This is a genomic window from Bradyrhizobium centrosematis (assembly GCF_045571495.1).
In the GTDB taxonomy this organism is placed as follows: domain Bacteria; phylum Pseudomonadota; class Alphaproteobacteria; order Rhizobiales; family Xanthobacteraceae; genus Bradyrhizobium; species Bradyrhizobium centrosematis.
On sequence record NZ_CP120703.1, the window covers coordinates 5,563,881 to 5,582,354 of the forward strand.

Here is an 18,474-nt window from a genome sequence, read left to right on the forward strand (position 1 = left end):
TGGTGACATGCAATCGCCTTGCCGCAAAGCGCGAAGATCGCCTGCGCTTCACATTCAAGTTAGGAATCTGTGGGTTAGGCGCGCACTCGCTTTGCGCAAAGCTGCCGCCATGTTGCCACGCTCGCGCCGCCGGGACCGGCCCGCTCGCTCGCACCAGCGGGCCCACGATGCGCGAAGCGGGCTGAAGAGGCGCGGGACAGAATTCCCCCGCCACTTGTCCAGCGCGATTTCCATGCTAGGTTGGCCGCACAGATGGGGATGGAGTTCCCCGATAACCGCCCGGCGGTTGATGACCGTGGTGGGCTGATGACTCCTGCTTGAGGAGGGGCAATCATTGAGCCTCTGCCGTCGGCGGGAGCATGGACAAACCCGCCGGAGGCGGGTTTTTTGTTGTCCGGCGACGAAGGCGATGGCGTGACGACGACGACACCGAATGCCGAGCGTGCGGGGCTGCCCAGGGGAATCTGGGTGCTCGGCTTCGTCTCGATGCTGATGGACATCTCCTCCGAGATGATCCACGCGCTGCTACCAGTCTATCTCGTCACCGTGCTCGGTGCCTCGACGCTGACCGTCGGCTTCATCGAGGGCATTGCCGAGGCGACGGCCTCGATCACCAAGATCTTTTCCGGCGCGCTGTCGGACTGGCTCGGCCGCCGCAAGCTGCTCGCCGCACTCGGCTACGGCCTCGCCGCCGCGACCAAGCCGCTATTCCCGCTTGCACCCAGCGTCGGATGGCTGGTGGCGGCGCGCTTCGTCGATCGCGTCGGCAAGGGCATACGCGGCGCGCCGCGCGATGCGCTGATCGCCGACATCGCCCCCGCCGGCCTGCGCGGGGCGAGCTTCGGCCTGCGGCAATCGCTCGACACCATCGGCGCCTTCGTCGGCCCGCTGGTGGCGATCGGCCTGATGTGGTGGACGGCGGACAATTTTGCCGCCGTGTTCTGGGTGGCGGTGCTGCCGGCTTTCCTGTCCTTCGGCTTGATCGCGTTCGCGGTGAGCGAGCCGGAGCCGGATCCGAGCCGGGAGCCGGCCAAGAATCCGCTCAATCTCGCCGCGATGCGGCAGCTCGGAGCGGTCTATTGGCGTGTCGTGGCCCTCGGCGTCATCTTCACGCTCGCGCGCTTCAGCGAGGCCTTCCTGATCCTGCGCGCACAGAACATCGGGCTCAATGCGATGTGGGTGCCGGCGGTGCTGGTGCTGATGAACATCGTCTACGCCCTGTCGGCCTATCCAGCCGGCGTGCTCTCGGACCGGATCAACCGGACCGGCCTGCTCGCGCTCGGCCTCGTCTTCCTCGCGTGTGCCGATCTCGCGCTCGCACTGCTGGGAAACCTTGCCGGCCTTGCGCTCGGCGTCGTGCTGTGGGGGCTGCATATGGGACTGACGCAAGGCCTGCTCTCGGCCCTGGTCGCCGATGCCGCCCCGCCCAGCCTGCGCGGCACTGCGTTCGGCTATTTCAACCTGTTCACCGGCCTCGCCTTGCTGGCCGCGAGCGTGATCGCGGGCGCGCTGTGGGACGCCTATGGTCCGGCAGGAACGTTCCTTGCGGGGCTCGGCTTCGCGCTGGTTTCGCTGCTGGGACTGCTGGCCGTCGGCGACGGTCTCGCAACGAAGGACAAAGGATGACGGAGGGGCGTTCATCGTGCTGAGCGGGGCTATCGCGATCATCGTAGGCAGTGCCCTCGGCGGCTGCGCACGCTATTTCGTCTCCGGTGTGATCGCGCGGCGGCTCGGCGAAACCTTTCCCTGGGGCACCATGACCATCAACGTCACCGGCGCCTTCCTGATCGGCATCCTTGGCGCGCTGGCGAGCCATCCTGGTTCGGTGTTCGCATCGCCCAACCCATGGCTGTTCGCGGTCACCGGATTCCTCGGCTGCTACACCACGGTGTCATCCTTCAGCCTGCAAACGCTGACGCTCGCGCGCAGCGAGCCGATGCATGCGCTCGGGAATATCGTATTCTCGGTCGGACTGTGCCTCGCCGCCGTCAGCTGCGGCTTCGTCCTTGCGGACGGTCTGGGAGGCTAGAGGCCGATGAACTCTCCCGCCGAGCGCTGGCGCGTTGCGCTGCTCTATGCCTGGGTTGCGGCCGGCAGCATCGTCGGCGGCCTGACGCGTTATCTCGTCGGGCTTGCGCTCGACACCGGGCCGGGCTTTCCGTTCGCGACGCTGTTCATCAACGCGACGGGATCGCTGATCATCGGCTTCTACGCGACGCTGACCGGCCCCGACGGCCGCATGCTGGCGCGACCCGAGCACCGGCAATTTGTCATGACCGGGTTCTGCGGCGGTTACACCACGTTTTCAACTTTCAGCCTGGAGACCTTCCGTCTGTTCCACGGCGGAATGAAATACACCGCACTCGCCTACATCGCCGCATCCGTGATCTGCTGGCTGGCATCGGTATGGATCGGTCATATGATGGCGAACCGCTACAACCGCTTGACAAGGAGCTGAGCATGCAAATTCCCAATCAGGCAGTTTCGCTCCGGATCTTCATCGGCGAAAGCGATCATTTCGAAGGCAAGCCGCTCTATGAAGCCATTGTGATCAAGGCGCGCGAGCTGCACCTCGCCGGCGCCACCGTGCTGCGCGGGCCGATGGGTTTCGGCAAGTCGAGCCGGTTGCACACCTCGAAAATCCTGCGGCTGTCGGAAGATTTGCCGCTGCTGATTGAGATCGTCGACAGCGAGGACAACATCAACGCATTCCTGCCCATCCTGGATGGCATGATGTCGAGCGGGCTGATCACCTTGGAGAAGGTGCAGGTCCTGCAATATGGTGAGAAGGCTGCGAGCTGATCGCCGCGGCAGGAACCGAGCCCGCCGTGTCCAGGAGGCGGAATGAACGACACCGTCACCAAGCCGAAGACCAGGACCAAGGTCGAGCGGCCACGGCTGCACAAGGTCATCCTGATCAACGATGACTATACGCCGCGCGAATTCGTCACCATGGTGCTGAAAGCCGAATTCCGCATGACCGAGGATCAGGCCTACAAGGTGATGATCACCGCGCACAAGCTGGGGGCCTGCGTCGTCGCCGTGTTCACCAAGGACGTCGCCGAGACCAAGGCGACGCGCGCCACCGACGCCGGCCGCGCCAAGGGCTATCCGCTGCTGTTCACGACCGAGCCGGAGGAATAGGCGCCGCCTGCCCGCTTCGGGTCAATTTTAGCAATCCGTGCTACCGCAGGTTTAGTCGCCTGTGTCATCACCATGCAATGACAGTCGCACTGCGCAAACAACTCGGGCTCAAGTCGGCCCGACCCGAAACCTCGTTCGGTCCGTTCAGGCTCCTGCATGCCCTGCCCTGGTTGATCCTGGCGGCCGCGATGCGTGTAATCGCGTTCGGCGGCGGCGCCATGGCGCTGCCCGCAATCATCGTTGCCGACATTTCGGTGCTGCTGGCCTTCTTTGCGACGGCGCAACAATCGATCGAGGCGGCGGGTGGACAATCCTCGCTGGGTGCGCTGACGTTGGGCGAGCAGTTCAAGCTTTCCTTCTCGATCCTGTGGCGGATCATGCTCGTGATGGTCGCGGCGGCGCTCGGTGCCGCAGCGGCCGGTTACGGATCTGCGTATCATCTCATGGCCGGCCTCGACGGCATGGCGTTCGACCAGTTCACCCATCCCGGACGTTTCTGGAGCGCATGGATCGCCGCGATCGTGCTGCTCATGATCGTGCGTGCCGAGCGCGATGACGGCACGGTCGACCTGTTTGCAGCCATCGGCGAATTCGCGCGGCGCGGGCTGTGGCTCGGCGCCGCCGTCATCGTCCTCGGCGTCGTCAACGTCGCCCTCGCCTATGGACAGGAGGCGGTACGCACCGCGATCTGGAACTTCTGGCAGACCTCGTCCTCGACGCAGTTCACCAAGAACCTGATCTATTTCGTCTTCATCTTCAGCTTCGCCATGCTGCGGCTGTGGATCACCTTGAACATCCTCACGCTCGGGCTGAAGCAATCCTATGTCCGCGACAGCTAGGGCCGCCGAGAGCGCCAGCCACTAGGCCATCACCACCGGCGTTTCTTCCGCCAGCCCGTACACGCGCTGCGCCTTGGAAAAGCCCGCGATCGGAAACTCGCCGAGCTCGCGCCAATCGTGGCGGCAGGCATTGGCGAAGCCTTCCGAAGCCACGACGGTCCGTCCGAGACGCCCCGTGATCTTCTCGAGCCTGGCGGCAAGGTTGACCGCGGGGCCGATGCAGGTGAAGTCGAGGCGGTTGCCGCCGCCAATATTGCCGTAGAGAATGTTGCCGACATGCAGCGCGACGCCGAAGCGGAAGCGCTCGATGGTCTCGCCGACCGGAAAGGCCAGTGCCTCGACGCTGGCGCGGGATTCGCGCGCGGCCTCCAGCACGCGCGTGCAGACATGCGCGGCATCGCCGACATATTCATCGATCGGAAACACCGCGAGCAGACCGTCGCCCATGAATTTCAGCACCTCGCCGCCATGGCCGCGGATCGCGCTGACCTGACAGTCGAAATAATGATTGAGGATCTGCACCACTGTCTCGGGCGGCAGCCGGTCCGACAGCGCGGTGAAGCCCCGCAGATCCGAGAGCCAGATCGCGGCCTGCATGGTGTCGTTGTGGCCGCGACGGATCTGGCCGCCGAGGATACGCGCGCCGGCGCGGTTGCCGACATAGGTATCGAGCAGCATCTCGGCGGTGCGGCGCAGGCTGACGATCTCGCTGACGCGCGCCAGCGGCGTCACGATGGAGCGGATCGCCGCGATGTGGTCGTCGGTGAAGCCGCCGGGATGCCGCGTCACCCAGCTCGTGGCGTGGACCGAGCCGTCCAGAAATGGCATCGGCACCGCGATGTAGTCGGTCGCTCCTTCGGCCCGCATGTCGTTGACGATGGGAAAACGTTCGTTGCCGGGATCGCCGATGCGCGCCCGGACCTCGATGCCCTGCTCGAACACGATGCGGAGCGGGCTTGCGGCGAATTCCGGCGTGCCCAGGATGTCGAAATCGACGGTGCCGACCTCGACCTCCTCGCCTTGCCGCCAGATGAAGTTGCGGCCGAAGATCTCAGGATGCAGCGTGCGGATGAAGATGCCGAAACGCCAGAGCGGCAGACCCGCTTCGACCAGATGCTCGCAGACCTCCGCGATCATCTCGGCCGGCGTTCCCGACGACCTCGCGCCGTCGATCAGCCAGTTGGTGATGCGCTGGAGCTCGGAAGTTTGCATGCCCGCATTTGCGGACGAAGTTGCGGGATCGTCAAGCTGCGCGGTGGGCTGGTACCGCGACATCAACGCTCAATCGCGGGTTTCACCTCTCCTTACGGGAGGGGTGAAGCAGCTACCGTCCCACCTGCCCGCGATCGCGCAGGAAATGGTCGGCCAGCACGCAGGCCATCATGGCTTCGCCGACGGGGACGGCGCGGATGCCGACACAGGGATCGTGGCGGCCCTTGGTGAAGATCTCGGTATCAGTGCCCTTGCGATCGACGGTGAGGCGCGGCTGCAGGATCGACGAGGTCGGCTTCACCGCGAAACGCACCACCACCGGCTGCCCGGTGGAGATCCCGCCCAGCACGCCGCCGGCATGGTTGGACAAAAAGCGCGTGCCATCATTGCCGGTACGCATCTCGTCGGCGTTCTCCTCGCCGGTCAGCTCGGCGGCGCCGAAGCCGGCGCCGATCTCGACGCCCTTCACCGCGTTGATGGTCATCATCGCACCCGCCAGATCGGAATCCAGCTTGGCGTAGATCGGCGCGCCAAGTCCGGCCGGCACGCCTTCGGCAACGATCTCGATCACCGCGCCGATCGAGGACCCGCTCTTGCGGATGCCGTCGAGATAGGTCTCGAAGAATGCGGACTTGTCCTTGTCCGGGCAGAAGAACGGATTCCTGGCGGTCTCGTCCCAGTCCCACTTGGCGCGGTCGATCTTGTGCGGGCCGATCTGCACCAGCGCGCCGCGCACCTTGACGTCCGGTATCACCTTTCGCGCGATCGCGCCGGCAGCGACGCGCATCGCAGTCTCGCGCGCGGAGGAGCGGCCGCCGCCGCGATAGTCGCGCAGGCCGTATTTGGCCTCATAGGTGAAGTCGGCGTGACCGGGGCGAAACTTGTCCTTGATCTCGGAATAGTCCTTCGAGCGCTGGTCGGTGTTCTCGATCAGGAGCCCGATCGGCGTGCCCGTCGTCACCTGCACGCCGGTCTCCGGGTGCGGCATCACGCCGGACAGGATCTTGACCTGGTCCGGCTCCTGGCGCTGCGTGGTGAAGCGCGACTGGCCCGGCCGTCGGCGGTCGAGGTCCTTCTGGATGTCCGCCTCGGTGAGCGGAATCATGGGCGGGCAACCGTCGACCACGCAGCCGATCGCCACCCCGTGGCTCTCGCCGAAGGTGGTGACGCGGAACATGTGGCCGAAGGTGTTGAAGGACATCCGTACTGTCGCCTAATGCTGACGTTCAACATATACGTTGTATGTCAACGTCCTAGCGCCGAGCAGCATTGCGTTCAACCCTAGTTCCGTCATTCCGGGGCGATGCAAAGCATCGAACCCGGAATCTCGAGATTCCGGGTTCGCCTTCGGGCGCCCCGGAATGACGGCAATCGAGCTTAACGGAATTTCTCCAGCCTCCCGTCGCGGAACACGTAGACGGCCCCCTGCTCGATATAGAGCTTGGCAGCGCTGGCGGGCGTCTCGATGCCCAGGGCGACCATCAGGGCCCGGCAGGTGCCGCCATGGGCGACCGCGACCGTGTCGACGAGGAGCGACTCGTACCAGTCGAGCATGCGCAGTTGCACGGCGGCGTAAGTCTCGCCGCCGCTCGGGGCGACGGCCCATTTGTCCGCCAGGCGCCTCGCATAGACATCCGGATCGGAGGCCTCGCTTTCGGCGAGGGTCAGCCCCTCCCAGACGCCATAGCCGATCTCGCGCAGGCGATCGTCGAGCGAATAGTCGGGAAGCGGCAATTCGAGCTTGCCGCGCACGAGTTCCATGGTCTGGCGTGCGCGGCCGAGCGGGCTTGCCACGTAAGGCAGCGCCGCCCTGTCCTTGCCGTCGCGCCTGAACAGATCGGCCAGAACGCCTGCAGCGTGAACAGCCTGGCTGCGGCCGCGCGCATTGAGCGGAATGTCCTGGGTGCCCTGAAGCCTGCCGAGGGCATTCCACTCGGTCTCGCCGTGGCGAAGGAAGTAGATCGTGGGCACGGCCATTCCAGGTCTTAAGTCTAGTCGTCTTGTTTGAGCATGATCTTGTCGGAAAACCGGTTTCCACTCTTCCGGATCATGCTCTACCCGCCGAACGAGATATCCGGCGCATCGGGCCGCTTCATGCCCAGCACGTGATAGCCGGAATCGACGTGATGGACCTCGCCGGTGACGCCGCGCGAGAGGTCGGAGAGGAAATAGAGCGCGCTGCCGCCGACGTCCTCGGTCGAGACGTTGCGCCGCATCGGCGCGTTGTACTCGTTCCACTTCAGAATGTAGCGGAAGTCGCCGATGCCGGAGGCCGCCAGCGTCTTGATCGGACCTGCCGAGATCGCGTTGACGCGGATGTTCTTCTCGCCGAGGTCGGCGGCGAGATAGCGGACGCTGGCCTCCAGTGCCGCTTTCGCCACGCCCATCACGTTGTAATGCGGCATCCACTTCTCGGCGCCGTAATAGCTGAGCGTGATCAGCGAGCCGCCATCGGTCATCAGCTTTTCGGCGCGCTGCGCCACCGCCGTGAACGAGTAGCAGGAGATCAGCATCGACTTGGAGAAATTCTCCTGCGTGGTGTCGACGTAGCGGCCGTCGAGCTGCTCGCCATAGGCGATCGCATGCACCAGGAAGTCGATCTTGCCCCACTTCTCCTTCAGCACCGCGAACGCAGCATCGATGGACGCGGCATCGGTGACGTCGCAATGGCCGAGCACGAGACCACCGATCTCGGCGGCGAGCGGCTCGACGCGCTTCTTCAGCGCATCGCCCTGATAGGTGAAGGCGAGCTCGGCGCCCGCGGCGTGGCATGCCTTGGCGATGCCCCAGGCGATCGAGCGGTTGTTGGCAACGCCGAGGATGACCCCGCGCTTGCCCTGCATCAGACCTGAATTCTGCGCCATCTTTGAACGTCCCGTCGAACTCGTGAGGTCTGGAGGTACACCAGCCCTCCCCTGCGGTACAGCCCTAATACACGGCGTTAACGCTGTTTCGGGCGCCGGAATAGCCGTTCCATTCGGGTGTTATGATTGCTATGGGCGCTCGCGCCTGAGATCAGGACGTCAAGACCACAATGAGTGCGTTTCGCCAGAGTGTGGAAGCCATGATCCCGGCGCTGCGCCGCTACGCCCGCGCGCTCACGCGCGACGCGGATGCAGCCGACGATCTGGTGCAGGACACGCTGGTGCGGGCGCTGCGCTCGGAGCGATTGTTTCTCGGAGGCGACGTCAGGAGCTGGCTCTACACGATCCTGACCAACCTCAACAAGAACCGGCGGCGCTCGCTGGCGAGACGGCCGCAGTTCATGCAGCTGACGGAGAACAACCCCGATGCCAGCGGCACTGAAGCCGAAGGGCGCGACATCGAGAGGGCGCTCGCCACACTCGTCGAGGAGCAACGTTCGGTGCTGCTCCTGGTGATGCTGGAAGGCATGAGCTACCGCGAGGTCGCCGACATCCAGGGCGTGCCGATCGGCACCGTGATGTCGCGCCTCGCCCGTGCCCGCGCCCACGTCAAGGCCTCGCTGGAGGGCGAGCGCCCGGCGCTCAGGCGGGTGAAATGATGGGCTGTGCGAAGTTAACTCGCAGAAGATATTTTGGGCCACAGAGCCAGAGACGATCGATATGAACGACCGCAAGATCCCAGTGACCGAGGACGAACTGCACGCCTATGTCGACGGCGAGCTGCCGGTCGAGCGCCGCGCCGACGTCGAGGCCTGGCTTGCCGCCCATCCAGAAGAGGCCGAACGCGTGCAATCCTGGCGCGCCATGGCGGAGATGCTGCACGCCCGCTATGACGTCATCGCCCAGGAGCCGGTGCCGGCGCGGCTGGAGCTCGAGCGGCTGGAGCGCCGTCCGCGGCAATGGCTCTATGGCGCCGCCGCGGCCGTGCTGGTTGCTTTTATCGCCGGCGGCACCGCCGGCTGGGTTGCGCATGGGGCCACCAGCGCGCCCTCGACCTTCCAGAGCTTGACCGCGGACGCGCTCGACGCTCACCGCCTCTATGTCGTGGAGGTCCGCCATCCCGTCGAGGTCGGCGGCAACGAGCGCGACCACCTCCAGGCCTGGCTGACCCGGCGCTGCGGCTGGACGGTGTTCGCGCCGAATCTGGAGGCCAGCGGGCTGAAGCTGGTCGGCGGCCGGCTCTTGCCGGGGCCGAACGGTCCTGCATCGTTCCTGATGTATGAGGGCGCCTCGGGCGAACGCTACACGATCTATACCGCCAAGACCGAGAATGGTGCGACGCAAATGCGCTATGCCAGGACGGACAAGGACGGGGCGCTGTTCTGGGCCGAGCGGGGCGTCGGCTACGTCGTCAGCGGCGGCGGCGATCGCGACCGGCTGACCAAGGTGGCGCAGGCCGTCTATGATCAGGCCGAGAAAAACGGCACCTAGACAACCGCACAAGCGCAGTGCCCAGATTCCGTCATCGAAAATTTCGAATCAGGACATCGACGCGTCTCATTATCGCACCGAGTGTTCACGCGATTATGAGTGGCGTTCGATCCGCCGATCGACGCGGGCGGCCTCGATTGGGGTTTTTGGTACCGCGCTGGTCCCCCTCTCGAGGCCGCACCTTTTTATCGGCTGCCCCGCCGGACAGCCGACACGTCCAGTTCATGAAGCGCTACCACGCCTCAGGCGTATGATGAGCATCATCTCAGGATGATGCCCTCAAGCGCGATGAGATTGGACAAACCGGCATCGCGCCTTGGGTTATTACTCGCGCATGATCTTTCCGGAAAACCGCTTCGCACTTTCCGGATCATGCCTTCGTCCTTTAGGAGAACCCCGTCAGTCCGATCGCCTAGCCAAGCCCGCTACGTGGATTGTAGGGGTGTTGGTCCCGCCACTTCTCCATCAATGCTTCAAGCTCGGCGTCGTTCCCGTCCGGTAGCATAATCCTGATGGTGACGAAGAGATCCCCGGTTCCACCAGATTTCGGCAGCCCCTTACCCTTGAGACGGAAAGTTCGGCCGCTGGAGGTGTTCTTGGGGACCGAGAGCTCCACGGCATTGCCGAGGGTGGGCACGCGGACCTTGCCGCCGAGGACAGCCTCGTAGAGGGTCACCGGCAGATCGATCCTCAAATCGGCGCCCTCGACCTTGAAGAAGGGATGGGGGGTGATGTTGATGGTGATCAGGAGATCGCCGGGCGGATGGCCCTGAGCACTTTCTCCCTGCCCCCGGAGCCGGATCTGCTGGCCCTCGGTGACGCCTGCCGGAATCTTGACGTTGAGCTCCTTGCCTGTCGGCAAGCGGACACGCTTTTCGCCGCCCTTGACCGCCTCCTCCAGCGAGACGCTCATGGCGACATTGACGTCGAGATCGAGCCCAATCCCGCCGGTGTCGAATTCGAACTGGGCGCCGCCGCCGGCTCCGGGTCGCGCTCCGCGCATCCCGCCGCCGAACATGCTGTTGAGGATATCCTCGAATGCGCCGCCGCCTTGGCCGGGGCCACCACCGGAGCGGAACGTATAGCTTTCGAACCCGCCGGGACCGGCGCGGCCGCGCGGCCCGCCGCCACCCGGAAACCCCTGGAAGCGCGGCTTGCCCTCGGCGTCGATCTCGCCGCGGTCAAACTGCCTGCGCTTGTCCTCGTCACCGATGATCTCGTTCGCCGAGTTGATCTCGGAGAACCGCTCAGCGGCTTTCGGGTCGCCTTTGTTGCTGTCGGGATGATGCTTCTTGGCAAGCTTGCGATAGGCGCTCTTGATCGCGGCAGCGCTGGCGCTCCGCGGCACCCCCAAGACCTCATAGGGGTCGCGCATCCGTCACGTCTCCTTCAAGAATTCGAATTGTTCAAAGGGCTCCCCGCCCCACCTGCGATCCATGTGGGGGTGGAGTGGCATTTTTGCAACTAGGGTTGCCGGCCGAATCCTAGCTCCGCCACGGCTTTAGCGTATGAATCTCCCAACGGCCACGGCTGCTTTGGCAACCGGCGCCCTGGAGCCAGCTTTCCGTGTTGCCGTTGACATAGCTCGCCAGGAAATCGCGGCACTTGCGGCCGTCCTCGGCGGCATAGGACTGCGCGATCGGCGTCACCGAGCCGCGCGCCCCGGTCTCGGGATTCTCCCAATGCTGGCTGGAATCCTTGTCGCCCTTGCTGAGAACGTCGGTCGCGGCGTTGCGGGCGAAGGCGAGATCGGTCTCGGTCGGCGGGGCATCCTTCGCCGGCCGCGCGATCGAGCCGGTGAGGTCGCCGTCATCGGCCTTGGCGTAGGCGCTCTGGTCGTTGCGGGAAAAGCTGCATCCTCCGGTCCCCAGTCCGATGAGAATGAGCGTCATGATAAAGCCGGACGGCCGGATCGCCGATAGGCCAACGCGTCCCCATGCCCTATATAGGGCGGGAGCGGACAACAACGCGTTTTGGGCCGCGGGACGCAACTCGGACTCCAGACATGACCGACACGACCTCGATGAAACACCAGACACCCTTAACATCCGGTGATTTCACCGCCGCCGACGAGCCATTTGCGCTGTTCGAGGCCTGGCTGAACGAGGCGATCAAGAGCGAGCCGAACGATCCGAACGCCATGGCGCTCGCAACCGTCGACCCGGACGGCTTGCCTGACGTGCGCATGGTGCTGATGAAGGGCTTCGATACCGAGGGCTTCGTCTTCTATAGCCACATCGCCAGCCAGAAAGGCCGCGAGCTCGCCGCAAATCCTAAGGCGGCGTTACTTTTTCACTGGAAGTCGCTGCGTCGCCAGGTCCGCATTCGCGGCACCGTGACGCCGGTGACGGAGGCCGAGGCCGACGCCTATTTCGCCACCCGACCGAAGCAGGCTCAGATCGGCGCCTGGGCGAGCAAGCAGTCGCAGGAGCTGGAGAGCCGCTTCGCGTTCGAGCAAGCCATCGCGAAGGTCGCGGCAAGATACGTCATTGGCGAAGTGCCGCGGCCGCCGGGCTGGAGCGGCTGGCGCATCACGCCGCTGCGAATCGAGTTCTGGCACGACCGCCCGTTCCGTCTGCACGACCGCATCGAATTTCGCCGTGACGCGGCCGGCCAGAAGTGGTCCAAGACGCGGATGTATCCTTGAGCCCCTCTTGAACGCTGTCTCGAGCTTTGGGCCGACCTGAAAGATGTCCATGCCGCATTCGTCCAATGCGCCGCGCCGTACGCTGCTCTTGACCGGAGCCAGCCGCGGCATCGGCCACGCCACCGTGATCCGCTTCTCCTCGGCGGGCTGGCGGGTCATCACCTGCTCGCGGCACCCCTTCCCGGAGGACTGCCCGTGGGACGCGGGTCCCGAGGACCACATCCAGGTCGATCTCGGCGATCCCCAGGACACCGCGCGCGCGATCAGCGAGATCCGCAACCGGCTGGAGGGCGGCACGCTGCACGCACTGGTCAACAACGCCGCGATCTCGCCGAAGGGGCCCGGCGGCTCGCGGCTCGGTTCGGTCGACACCGATCTCGACACCTGGACGCACGTCTTCCATGTCAACTTCTTCGCGCCGATCATGATGGCGCGCGGATTGATCGAGGAGTTGAAGGCCGCCAAGGGATCGGTCGTGAACGTCACCTCGATCGCGGGCTCGCGCGTGCACCCGTTCGCAGGCGCCGCCTACGCCACCTCGAAGGCCGCGCTCGCGGCGCTGACACGCGAGATGGCCTCCGATTTCGGCCGTATCGGCGTGCGCGTCAACGCGATCGCGCCGGGCGAGATCGATACCTCGATCCTGTCGCCGGGGACCGAGAAGATCGTCGAGCAGCAGATTCCGATGCACCGCCTCGGCACGCCCGACGAGGTCGCCAAGATCATCTACGTGCTGTGCACGGACACCAGTTCCTACGTCAACGGCGCCGAGATCCACATCAACGGCGGCCAGCACGTGTAGGCGAGCACTGTCATTGCGAGCGAAAGCTAAGCAATCCGGACTGCCTCCGTGGAGATAGTCTGGACTGCTTCGTCGCCAGCGCGAAATTGCTACGCAATTTTTTCGCGCGCTCCTCGCAGTGACGGAAGCAGAAATGCCGCTCGGGGAAGCAAGGCGATCCAGACAACGCCGCCGCAAGACCTGGATCGCCCTCGCCTTCCGTTCCTCAATCGATTCGAATCCGACGCGACCTGTCGCGCGGCCGCGGAGCGGCCGAGCTGAATGCGGTCGAGCAATCGTCGTCGTTCTCACCGTCGAGCAGCGGAGCACCACAGTGCCGGCACATGCGCGCCGACATCGACGACGCCTTGCCGCTCGCCAGGACCTGGCGATAGATCGCCAGGTCGATGACGTTGCGGGGCGACGTTATGTGTTTTTCAACCATGGTTGTTCCTCGCGGCTACGCACTGCTTATCGCAGACAAGTTTCGCGCAAACGTTCAGCCCACCGCTCAAATTTTACCGGAGGAATTGGGGCGGCAGGCAGGCATCACCGCGCGGCCGCAATCCCGCTCTATTCTGCGACACCAACCGTGATGTCTGTGCGAACGCTGTAAGGTCTCGGTAGTATTACAGCCACTTCTTGAACTTGAAGATCCAGTACGGAACGATGGCGGCGATCAGCATCATCACCAGCGCCATCGGATAGCCGTGCACCCATTCCAGCTCGGGCATCACCTTGAAGTTCATGCCGTAGATCGAGGCGATCAAGGTCGGCGGCATCAGGACAACGGCCATGACCGAAAACAGCTTGATGATGTTGTTCTGCTCGAGATTGACGACACCGAGCATGGCGTCGAGCACAAAGGTGATCTTGCTGGAGAGATAGGAAGCATGGTCGGTCAGTGAGGCAACGTCGCGCTGCATGGTCTTGAGCTGCTCGCGCATGTCCTTGGACCATTTCACGCCCTCGACCACCGCGGACAGGAACGTCACGACCCGGCCGATCGACACGAGGCTTTCGCGAACCTTGGAGGTCAGATCGCCCTTGCGGCCGATCGAGATCAGGATCCGGGAATACTGCTTGGCGTGACCGTGGCGCTCGCTCTCGGGCTCGAAGATGTCGTGGCTGACCTGATCGATTTCGGCGCCGCATCGCTCCAGGATGTCGGCGCAGCGGTCGATCACGGCGTCCAGCAGCTCCATCAGCACCATCTCCCCGGTGATGGAAGGCGTGCAGGAGCGGGCGAGCTTGGCCTCCACCAGGGCGAACGGCTTCGGCAGGTCGTAGCGGACCGTCACCAGGCGGTGGTCGCCAAGGATGAAGGTCACCGCCGTGGTCCGGGGCATGTCGGTATCGGAGTGGCACATCAGCGTCGCGGTCATGTAGCGCGCGCCGTTCTCGATATAGAGGCGGCTGGAGATCTCGATCTCCTGCATATCTTCCCGGGTCGGGATGGCGATACCCGCGAGCCGCTCGACCGCCTTGTCCTCGGCCGCGGTCGGATTGACGAGATCGATCCAGACGGCGTGTTCGGGCAGCGCAGCGAGATCCTCAACGACAACCTTCTTCAGGGCAGACTCGGAGGGAACAAACACCGAAAACATGAACAACTCCAGAGAACCTGCGACAGAATGACAGCCCTTAGCGCGATTCTGACAAGTTCACGATGACAACCAGATTAACGGAGCGTTTGCATTTGTGGCGACGCCATGGCCCCTCTGTGGCATGGAATCGACAGTTCGGGGCCTGCTTGCCCAAAAACCTCCACGCCACCGTAAAACTTGCGGCAGAAAAGCCACAGCTCGGCTCTCGCAGCGCGGGAAAAGGGCTTCAGTGCTGGAATTGTGGCAGATTTCAACGATAATGGGCTTAACGGAGTCGAGGAACTTGGGCGTTAAGCTCAGGCCTTCCGCACGGTATTGTTTTGATTGGAACCAAACCATGTCGTCGCTGAAAGTTAAGTTGGGGATTTTGGCCGCGGGCCTGATGTTGTCGGGCTGCATGCAGGCCACGCATTTCGAGGCGACCGACACCAAGGCCTTCAAGCCGAAGGACAAGGAACTTCTCGCCAAGGTCCGGTACGAGAACACCCCGGTTGCGGAGCCGTTCCGCCGTGCCATCGTCGAATACCACCGCAAGGAGTCGCCGGGCTCGATCGTGGTCGATTCCGACAACCACTACCTCTATTACGTGCTGGATGGCGGCAAGGCGATCCGTTACGGCATCACCGTCGGCGAAGAGGCCATGGCCTGGTCCGGCATCGCCAAGGTCGGCAGCATGACCGAGTGGCCGGCCTGGCATCCGACCCCCGGCGAGATCTCGCGCCTGGGCGTGCCGACCTATGTTGCGCCCGGCCCGGACAATCCGATGGGCTCGCGTGCGATGTATCTCTACTCGGGCGGCAAGGACACGCTGTTCCGCATCCACGGCACCAACCAGCCGGAATATATCGGCGCCTCGATCTCGTCGGGCTGCATCCGCCTGACCAATGAGGACGCCATCGACCTCTACAACCGCGTCAAGGTCGGCACCATCGTCGTCGTGCTCGAACCGAAGCATGGCGACTCGCCCTACAATTCGCGGCTTGCGCTCGGCGGCAGCCAAACCGGGCAGGCCGGCAGCTACTGATCGCCTGCTGATCCCCTGGGCTCCAAAAGCGCCGGTTCACCGGCGCTTTTTTGTTGCCGGCTTGTGCGGCTGGGATTTGCTGCGTTCGGCCGCCGGCTTCTCCGCAGGCGCCTGGGTCTTCTCCGCCTCGTCGTCAGCTCCGTTCTTCGCCTCGGGCCCGGCCGCGACCTCGCGCGGCGGCGCCTCTTCGGGACGTTCCGCCGGCAGCAATGGGGCGACCTGTGGCAGCGGATCCCAGACATTCCATTGGCAGATCCGATAGTCGTTGCGCCGCTGCGCCAGGTCGAGATGGACATGGTCCTCGTGGTACCAGTCCGAGCCCGGGCCGAGCACGGTGGAAAAGCGCGCGCAGACTGAGTGCAGCACACGCTCGCGCACCTCGCGCGAGGTGGTGCGGTCGGTCAGGCCGATCGACTGCCCGTTGGCCAGCTTGATGGCGCGGATGTCGATGGCATTGGCCTTGCCATGCTCGGATAGCAGCGCGCCGGCGACGCGGTTGCGGCCACGGCACTCGAAGGAATCGAAATTATCGAGTTCGCCAATGGGCGAGCCGAGGCTGGTGGCCAGCGGCACCATGTCCTTGCGCAGCCAGTCGGCGATCGCGGACGCCATGGTGCAGCGAAGGATCGCCGCCGGCTTCACCGTCACCTTGCTCTTGTCCGGCAGCACGACGGCTTCCAGCCGCACCAGATCCTCGCCGCCGCAGGCGCCGGGGCCGCGGATGTCAGGAATTGAGGGTGCGATCGCAATCTCCTCGGTCAGCGCAAGGCGGCAGGCCGAGACCGGTTTCTGGGGTGGCGGCGCAGCCTCGGCGGGCTTTTCGGCGCCGGGCTTGTCCGCGAGGGGCTTGTCGTCAGCTTCCGGCGCGGCCTCGTCCGCTGCCTTGGGCGCCTCCTCAGGGCGCGGTCTCGGCAGCGGGATCTTGGCGGCATGAACCACGGGGCGCGGCCGGGGTGCGGCGATCCCGAAGATATCCAGCGGGGACGCATGTCTTCGCGCCTCCGCCGTCCCGGCGGACCCGAGCGATAAACCGAGCGCAGCGGTAACCATTGCCGCCCGAGCGGACATATAGCCGCGACAAGACCATTTGCGGCGAAAGTCCGGCAGGCTAAAACTCATGGCAATCTTTGGCCCAACGCTGAGAGCGACAATGCGCCCAGCGACTTCTCGGAGGAACGTCGGAATGCTCGGTTTGATGCAAGATTGGCCCCTGCTCTGCCACCGGATCATCGAACACGCCGCCAAAATTCATGGCAAGCAGGAGGTGGTCACACGCTCGGTCGAGGGACCGATCCATCGCACCACTTACGCCGAGATCCACCAGCGCGCGCTCAAGGTCTCGCAGATGCTGGAGCGCGACGGCATCAAGCTCGGCGACCGGGTCGCGACGATCGCCTGGAACACCTGGCGCCATCTCGAGGTGTGGTACGGCATCATGGGGATCGGCGCCATCTGCCATACCGTCAATCCCCGCCTTTTCCCCGAGCAGATCGCCTGGATCATCAACCATGCGCAGGACCGCATCGTGATGACCGATCTCACCTTCGTTCCGATCCTGGAGAAGATCGCCGACAAGCTGCCGAGCGTTGAGCGCTACGTCGTGCTCACCGACAAGGCGCACATGCCCGAGACCACGCTGAAGAACGTGATCGCCTACGAGGACTGGATCGCGCAGGCGGACGGCAAATTCAAATGGAAGGACTTTGACGAGAACACGGCAGCGGCGATGTGCTACACGTCCGGCACGACGGGCGACCCGAAAGGTGTGCTGTATTCGCATCGCTCCAACGTGCTGCACGCGCTGATGGCCAACAATGTCGACGCCCTCGGCACGAGCGCGTCCGAGACAATGCTGCCGGTGGTTCCTCTGTTCCATGCCAACAGCTGGGGCATCGCCTTCTCCGCCCCCTCGCAGGGCACCAAGCTGGTCATGCCCGGCGCCAAGCTCGACGGCGCCTCGGTCTATGAGCTGCTCTCGACCGAGAAGGTGACGCATACGGCCGGCGTGCCGACGGTGTGGCTGATGCTGCTCCAGCACATGTCCGCCAACAATCTCAAGCTGCCGGATTTGAAGATGGTGATCTGCGGCGGCTCGGCGATGCCGCGCTCGATGATCAAGGCGTTCCTCGACATGGGCTCGAACGTGCGCCACGCCTGGGGCATGACCGAAATGAGCCCGATCGGCAGCGTCGCGGCGCTGAAGCCGCCGTTCCAGAATGCGACCGGCGATGCCAAGCTCGACGTGCTGCAGATGCAGGGTTATGCGCCGTTCGGCGTGCAGATGAAGATCACCGACGACGCCGGCAAGGAGCTGCCGTGGGACGGCAAGACCTTCGGCCGTCTCAAGGTCTCCGGTCCCTCCGTCGCCAAGGCCTATTACCGCGTCGACACCAACATCCTCGACGAGGACGGCTTCTTCGACACCGGCGATGTCTCGACCATCGACGAGGACGGCTACATGCGGATCACCGACCGCTCGAAGGACGTGATCAAGTCCGGCGGCGAATGGATCTCCTCGATCGACCTCGAAAACCTCGCGGTCGGTCATCCGGCCGTGGCGGAAGCCGCCGTGATCGGCGTGTTCCACCCCAAATGGGACGAGCGGCCGCTTCTGATCGTGCAGCTCAAGCAGGGCCGGCAGGCCACGCGTGAGGAGATCCTGAAATACATGGACGGCAAGATCGCCAAATGGTGGATGCCCGACGACGTTGCCTTCGTCGAAGGCATTCCGCATACGGCCACCGGCAAGATCCTGAAGACGGCGCTGCGCGACCAGTTCAAGGATTATCGCTTCCCGAACGCGGCGGCGTAGGGACAGACACGTCATTCCGGGGCGATGCCAACGGCATCGAACCCGGAATCTCG

Annotated in this window: 21 protein-coding genes and 1 riboswitch; of the genes, 12 read left to right on the forward strand and 9 right to left on the reverse strand. The window is 64.4% G+C overall.

Annotation, left to right across the window (positions count from 1 at the left end):
- The first annotated feature begins 245 nt into the window (after window positions 1-245).
- Window positions 246-323, forward strand: a riboswitch (Fluoride riboswitch).
- A gap of 91 nt (window positions 324-414) precedes the next feature.
- The 6 genes from P6U31_RS26550 to P6U31_RS26575 all read left to right on the forward strand — a co-directional run bounded on the left by P6U31_RS26550 (window position 415) and on the right by P6U31_RS26575 (window position 3,983).
- Window positions 415-1,626, forward strand: a complete 1,212-nt coding sequence (locus P6U31_RS26550) for an MFS transporter (RefSeq protein ID WP_407189951.1) — start codon at window positions 415-417, stop codon at window positions 1,624-1,626.
- A 16-nt stretch (window positions 1,627-1,642) separates the two neighbouring features.
- On the forward strand, window positions 1,643-2,029 hold the full coding sequence (gene crcB / locus P6U31_RS26555) for a fluoride efflux transporter CrcB (RefSeq protein WP_407184710.1): 387 nt from the start codon (window positions 1,643-1,645) through the stop codon (window positions 2,027-2,029).
- A gap of 6 nt (window positions 2,030-2,035) precedes the next feature.
- Complete coding sequence (gene crcB, locus P6U31_RS26560; RefSeq protein ID WP_407184711.1) at window positions 2,036-2,458, forward strand: fluoride efflux transporter CrcB; 423 nt, start codon at window positions 2,036-2,038, stop codon at window positions 2,456-2,458.
- 2 nt (window positions 2,459-2,460) lie between these two features.
- Window positions 2,461-2,802: a DUF190 domain-containing protein gene (locus P6U31_RS26565; RefSeq protein ID WP_197958952.1), complete on the forward strand. Its 342-nt coding sequence runs from the start codon at window positions 2,461-2,463 to the stop codon at window positions 2,800-2,802.
- Window positions 2,803-2,844: 42 nt separating this feature from the next.
- Window positions 2,845-3,144, forward strand: coding sequence for an ATP-dependent Clp protease adapter ClpS (gene clpS / locus P6U31_RS26570; protein WP_407184712.1), 300 nt, complete (start codon window positions 2,845-2,847; stop codon window positions 3,142-3,144).
- 77 nt (window positions 3,145-3,221) lie between these two features.
- Window positions 3,222-3,983, forward strand: a complete 762-nt coding sequence (locus tag P6U31_RS26575; RefSeq protein ID WP_407184713.1) for a hypothetical protein — start codon at window positions 3,222-3,224, stop codon at window positions 3,981-3,983.
- A gap of 21 nt (window positions 3,984-4,004) precedes the next feature.
- On the opposite strand, the gene P6U31_RS26580 is transcribed toward P6U31_RS26575, so the two are convergent.
- The 4 genes from P6U31_RS26580 to fabI all read right to left on the reverse strand — a co-directional run bounded on the left by P6U31_RS26580 (window position 4,005) and on the right by fabI (window position 8,059).
- On the reverse strand, window positions 4,005-5,195 hold the full coding sequence (locus P6U31_RS26580) for an adenylate/guanylate cyclase domain-containing protein (RefSeq protein ID WP_407184714.1): 1,191 nt from the start codon (window positions 5,193-5,195) through the stop codon (window positions 4,005-4,007).
- Window positions 5,196-5,307: 112 nt separating this feature from the next.
- Window positions 5,308-6,396: a chorismate synthase gene (gene aroC, locus P6U31_RS26585; protein ID WP_407184715.1), complete on the reverse strand. Its 1,089-nt coding sequence runs from the start codon at window positions 6,394-6,396 to the stop codon at window positions 5,308-5,310.
- 176 nt (window positions 6,397-6,572) lie between these two features.
- Window positions 6,573-7,172: a histidine phosphatase family protein gene (locus tag P6U31_RS26590; protein WP_407184716.1), complete on the reverse strand. Its 600-nt coding sequence runs from the start codon at window positions 7,170-7,172 to the stop codon at window positions 6,573-6,575.
- 77 nt (window positions 7,173-7,249) lie between these two features.
- Window positions 7,250-8,059: an enoyl-ACP reductase FabI gene (gene fabI, locus P6U31_RS26595; protein WP_407184717.1), complete on the reverse strand. Its 810-nt coding sequence runs from the start codon at window positions 8,057-8,059 to the stop codon at window positions 7,250-7,252.
- 170 nt (window positions 8,060-8,229) lie between these two features.
- Between fabI and P6U31_RS26600 the strand changes: the two genes are divergently transcribed.
- Window positions 8,230-8,718, forward strand: coding sequence for a sigma-70 family RNA polymerase sigma factor (locus P6U31_RS26600; RefSeq protein WP_097659779.1), 489 nt, complete (start codon window positions 8,230-8,232; stop codon window positions 8,716-8,718).
- 61 nt (window positions 8,719-8,779) lie between these two features.
- Window positions 8,780-9,550, forward strand: coding sequence for an anti-sigma factor family protein (locus P6U31_RS26605; protein WP_407184718.1), 771 nt, complete (start codon window positions 8,780-8,782; stop codon window positions 9,548-9,550).
- A gap of 412 nt (window positions 9,551-9,962) precedes the next feature.
- Here P6U31_RS26605 and P6U31_RS26610 read toward each other — a convergent pair whose 3' ends face one another.
- Both P6U31_RS26610 and P6U31_RS26615 read right to left on the reverse strand, forming a co-directional pair.
- Complete coding sequence (locus P6U31_RS26610) at window positions 9,963-10,925, reverse strand: DnaJ C-terminal domain-containing protein (RefSeq protein WP_407184719.1); 963 nt, start codon at window positions 10,923-10,925, stop codon at window positions 9,963-9,965.
- A gap of 109 nt (window positions 10,926-11,034) precedes the next feature.
- On the reverse strand, window positions 11,035-11,442 hold the full coding sequence (locus P6U31_RS26615; protein ID WP_164937591.1) for an RT0821/Lpp0805 family surface protein: 408 nt from the start codon (window positions 11,440-11,442) through the stop codon (window positions 11,035-11,037).
- A gap of 113 nt (window positions 11,443-11,555) precedes the next feature.
- Here P6U31_RS26615 and pdxH point away from each other — a divergent pair, with 113 nt between their 5' ends.
- Together pdxH and P6U31_RS26625 are read left to right on the forward strand one after the other, a co-directional pair.
- Window positions 11,556-12,197, forward strand: a complete 642-nt coding sequence (pdxH, locus tag P6U31_RS26620; protein ID WP_407184720.1) for a pyridoxamine 5'-phosphate oxidase — start codon at window positions 11,556-11,558, stop codon at window positions 12,195-12,197.
- Between the two features lie 49 nt (window positions 12,198-12,246).
- Window positions 12,247-12,999 (forward strand): SDR family NAD(P)-dependent oxidoreductase, encoded by a 753-nt coding sequence (locus P6U31_RS26625; RefSeq protein WP_407184721.1) that lies wholly within the window; start codon window positions 12,247-12,249, stop codon window positions 12,997-12,999.
- Window positions 13,000-13,204: 205 nt separating this feature from the next.
- Here P6U31_RS26625 and P6U31_RS26630 read toward each other — a convergent pair whose 3' ends face one another.
- Both P6U31_RS26630 and P6U31_RS26635 read right to left on the reverse strand, forming a co-directional pair.
- Window positions 13,205-13,423: a hypothetical protein gene (locus P6U31_RS26630; protein ID WP_407184722.1), complete on the reverse strand. Its 219-nt coding sequence runs from the start codon at window positions 13,421-13,423 to the stop codon at window positions 13,205-13,207.
- A gap of 184 nt (window positions 13,424-13,607) precedes the next feature.
- Window positions 13,608-14,585, reverse strand: coding sequence for a magnesium transporter CorA family protein (locus P6U31_RS26635; RefSeq protein ID WP_407184723.1), 978 nt, complete (start codon window positions 14,583-14,585; stop codon window positions 13,608-13,610).
- 337 nt (window positions 14,586-14,922) lie between these two features.
- Here P6U31_RS26635 and P6U31_RS26640 point away from each other — a divergent pair, with 337 nt between their 5' ends.
- The gene (locus P6U31_RS26640) at window positions 14,923-15,609 is read left to right on the forward strand and encodes a L,D-transpeptidase (protein WP_080135594.1); all 687 of its coding nucleotides are present in this window, start codon (window positions 14,923-14,925) and stop codon (window positions 15,607-15,609) included.
- 36 nt (window positions 15,610-15,645) lie between these two features.
- Here the strand turns inward: P6U31_RS26640 and P6U31_RS26645 are convergent, their stop codons facing one another.
- Window positions 15,646-16,728, reverse strand: a complete 1,083-nt coding sequence (locus P6U31_RS26645) for an extensin family protein (protein ID WP_407184724.1) — start codon at window positions 16,726-16,728, stop codon at window positions 15,646-15,648.
- A 64-nt stretch (window positions 16,729-16,792) separates the two neighbouring features.
- Here P6U31_RS26645 and P6U31_RS26650 point away from each other — a divergent pair, with 64 nt between their 5' ends.
- A complete protein-coding gene (locus P6U31_RS26650; protein WP_407184725.1) occupies window positions 16,793-18,421 on the forward strand; it encodes a fatty-acid--CoA ligase in 1,629 nt (542 codons plus the stop codon).
- The last annotated feature ends 53 nt before the right edge of the window (window positions 18,422-18,474 follow it).

Excerpts from the sequence above, each read along its gene's own strand:
- P6U31_RS26600 (WP_097659779.1), top strand. The coding sequence starts at position 8,230 with ATGAGTGCGTTTCGCCAGAGTGTGGAAGCCATGATCCCGGCGCTGCGC.
- P6U31_RS26605 (WP_407184718.1), top strand. The coding sequence starts at position 8,780 with ATGAACGACCGCAAGATCCCAGTGACCGAGGACGAACTGCACGCCTAT.
- P6U31_RS26650 (WP_407184725.1), top strand. The coding sequence starts at position 16,793 with ATGCTCGGTTTGATGCAAGATTGGCCCCTGCTCTGCCACCGGATCATC.
- P6U31_RS26615 (WP_164937591.1), bottom strand. The coding sequence starts at position 11,442 with ATGACGCTCATTCTCATCGGACTGGGGACCGGAGGATGCAGCTTTTCC.
- P6U31_RS26575 (WP_407184713.1), top strand. The coding sequence starts at position 3,222 with ATGACAGTCGCACTGCGCAAACAACTCGGGCTCAAGTCGGCCCGACCC.
- P6U31_RS26580 (WP_407184714.1), bottom strand. The coding sequence starts at position 5,195 with ATGCAAACTTCCGAGCTCCAGCGCATCACCAACTGGCTGATCGACGGC.
- aroC (WP_407184715.1), bottom strand. The coding sequence starts at position 6,396 with ATGTCCTTCAACACCTTCGGCCACATGTTCCGCGTCACCACCTTCGGC.
- P6U31_RS26635 (WP_407184723.1), bottom strand. The coding sequence starts at position 14,585 with ATGTTTTCGGTGTTTGTTCCCTCCGAGTCTGCCCTGAAGAAGGTTGTC.
- P6U31_RS26640 (WP_080135594.1), top strand. The coding sequence starts at position 14,923 with ATGTCGTCGCTGAAAGTTAAGTTGGGGATTTTGGCCGCGGGCCTGATG.
- fabI (WP_407184717.1), bottom strand. The coding sequence starts at position 8,059 with ATGGCGCAGAATTCAGGTCTGATGCAGGGCAAGCGCGGGGTCATCCTC.
- clpS (WP_407184712.1), top strand. The coding sequence starts at position 2,845 with ATGAACGACACCGTCACCAAGCCGAAGACCAGGACCAAGGTCGAGCGG.
- crcB (WP_407184711.1), top strand. The coding sequence starts at position 2,036 with ATGAACTCTCCCGCCGAGCGCTGGCGCGTTGCGCTGCTCTATGCCTGG.
- P6U31_RS26625 (WP_407184721.1), top strand. The coding sequence starts at position 12,247 with ATGCCGCATTCGTCCAATGCGCCGCGCCGTACGCTGCTCTTGACCGGA.
- P6U31_RS26565 (WP_197958952.1), top strand. The coding sequence starts at position 2,461 with ATGCAAATTCCCAATCAGGCAGTTTCGCTCCGGATCTTCATCGGCGAA.
- P6U31_RS26630 (WP_407184722.1), bottom strand. The coding sequence starts at position 13,423 with ATGGTTGAAAAACACATAACGTCGCCCCGCAACGTCATCGACCTGGCG.
- P6U31_RS26610 (WP_407184719.1), bottom strand. The coding sequence starts at position 10,925 with ATGCGCGACCCCTATGAGGTCTTGGGGGTGCCGCGGAGCGCCAGCGCT.
- P6U31_RS26645 (WP_407184724.1), bottom strand. The coding sequence starts at position 16,728 with ATGAGTTTTAGCCTGCCGGACTTTCGCCGCAAATGGTCTTGTCGCGGC.
- P6U31_RS26590 (WP_407184716.1), bottom strand. The coding sequence starts at position 7,172 with ATGGCCGTGCCCACGATCTACTTCCTTCGCCACGGCGAGACCGAGTGG.
- pdxH (WP_407184720.1), top strand. The coding sequence starts at position 11,556 with ATGACCGACACGACCTCGATGAAACACCAGACACCCTTAACATCCGGT.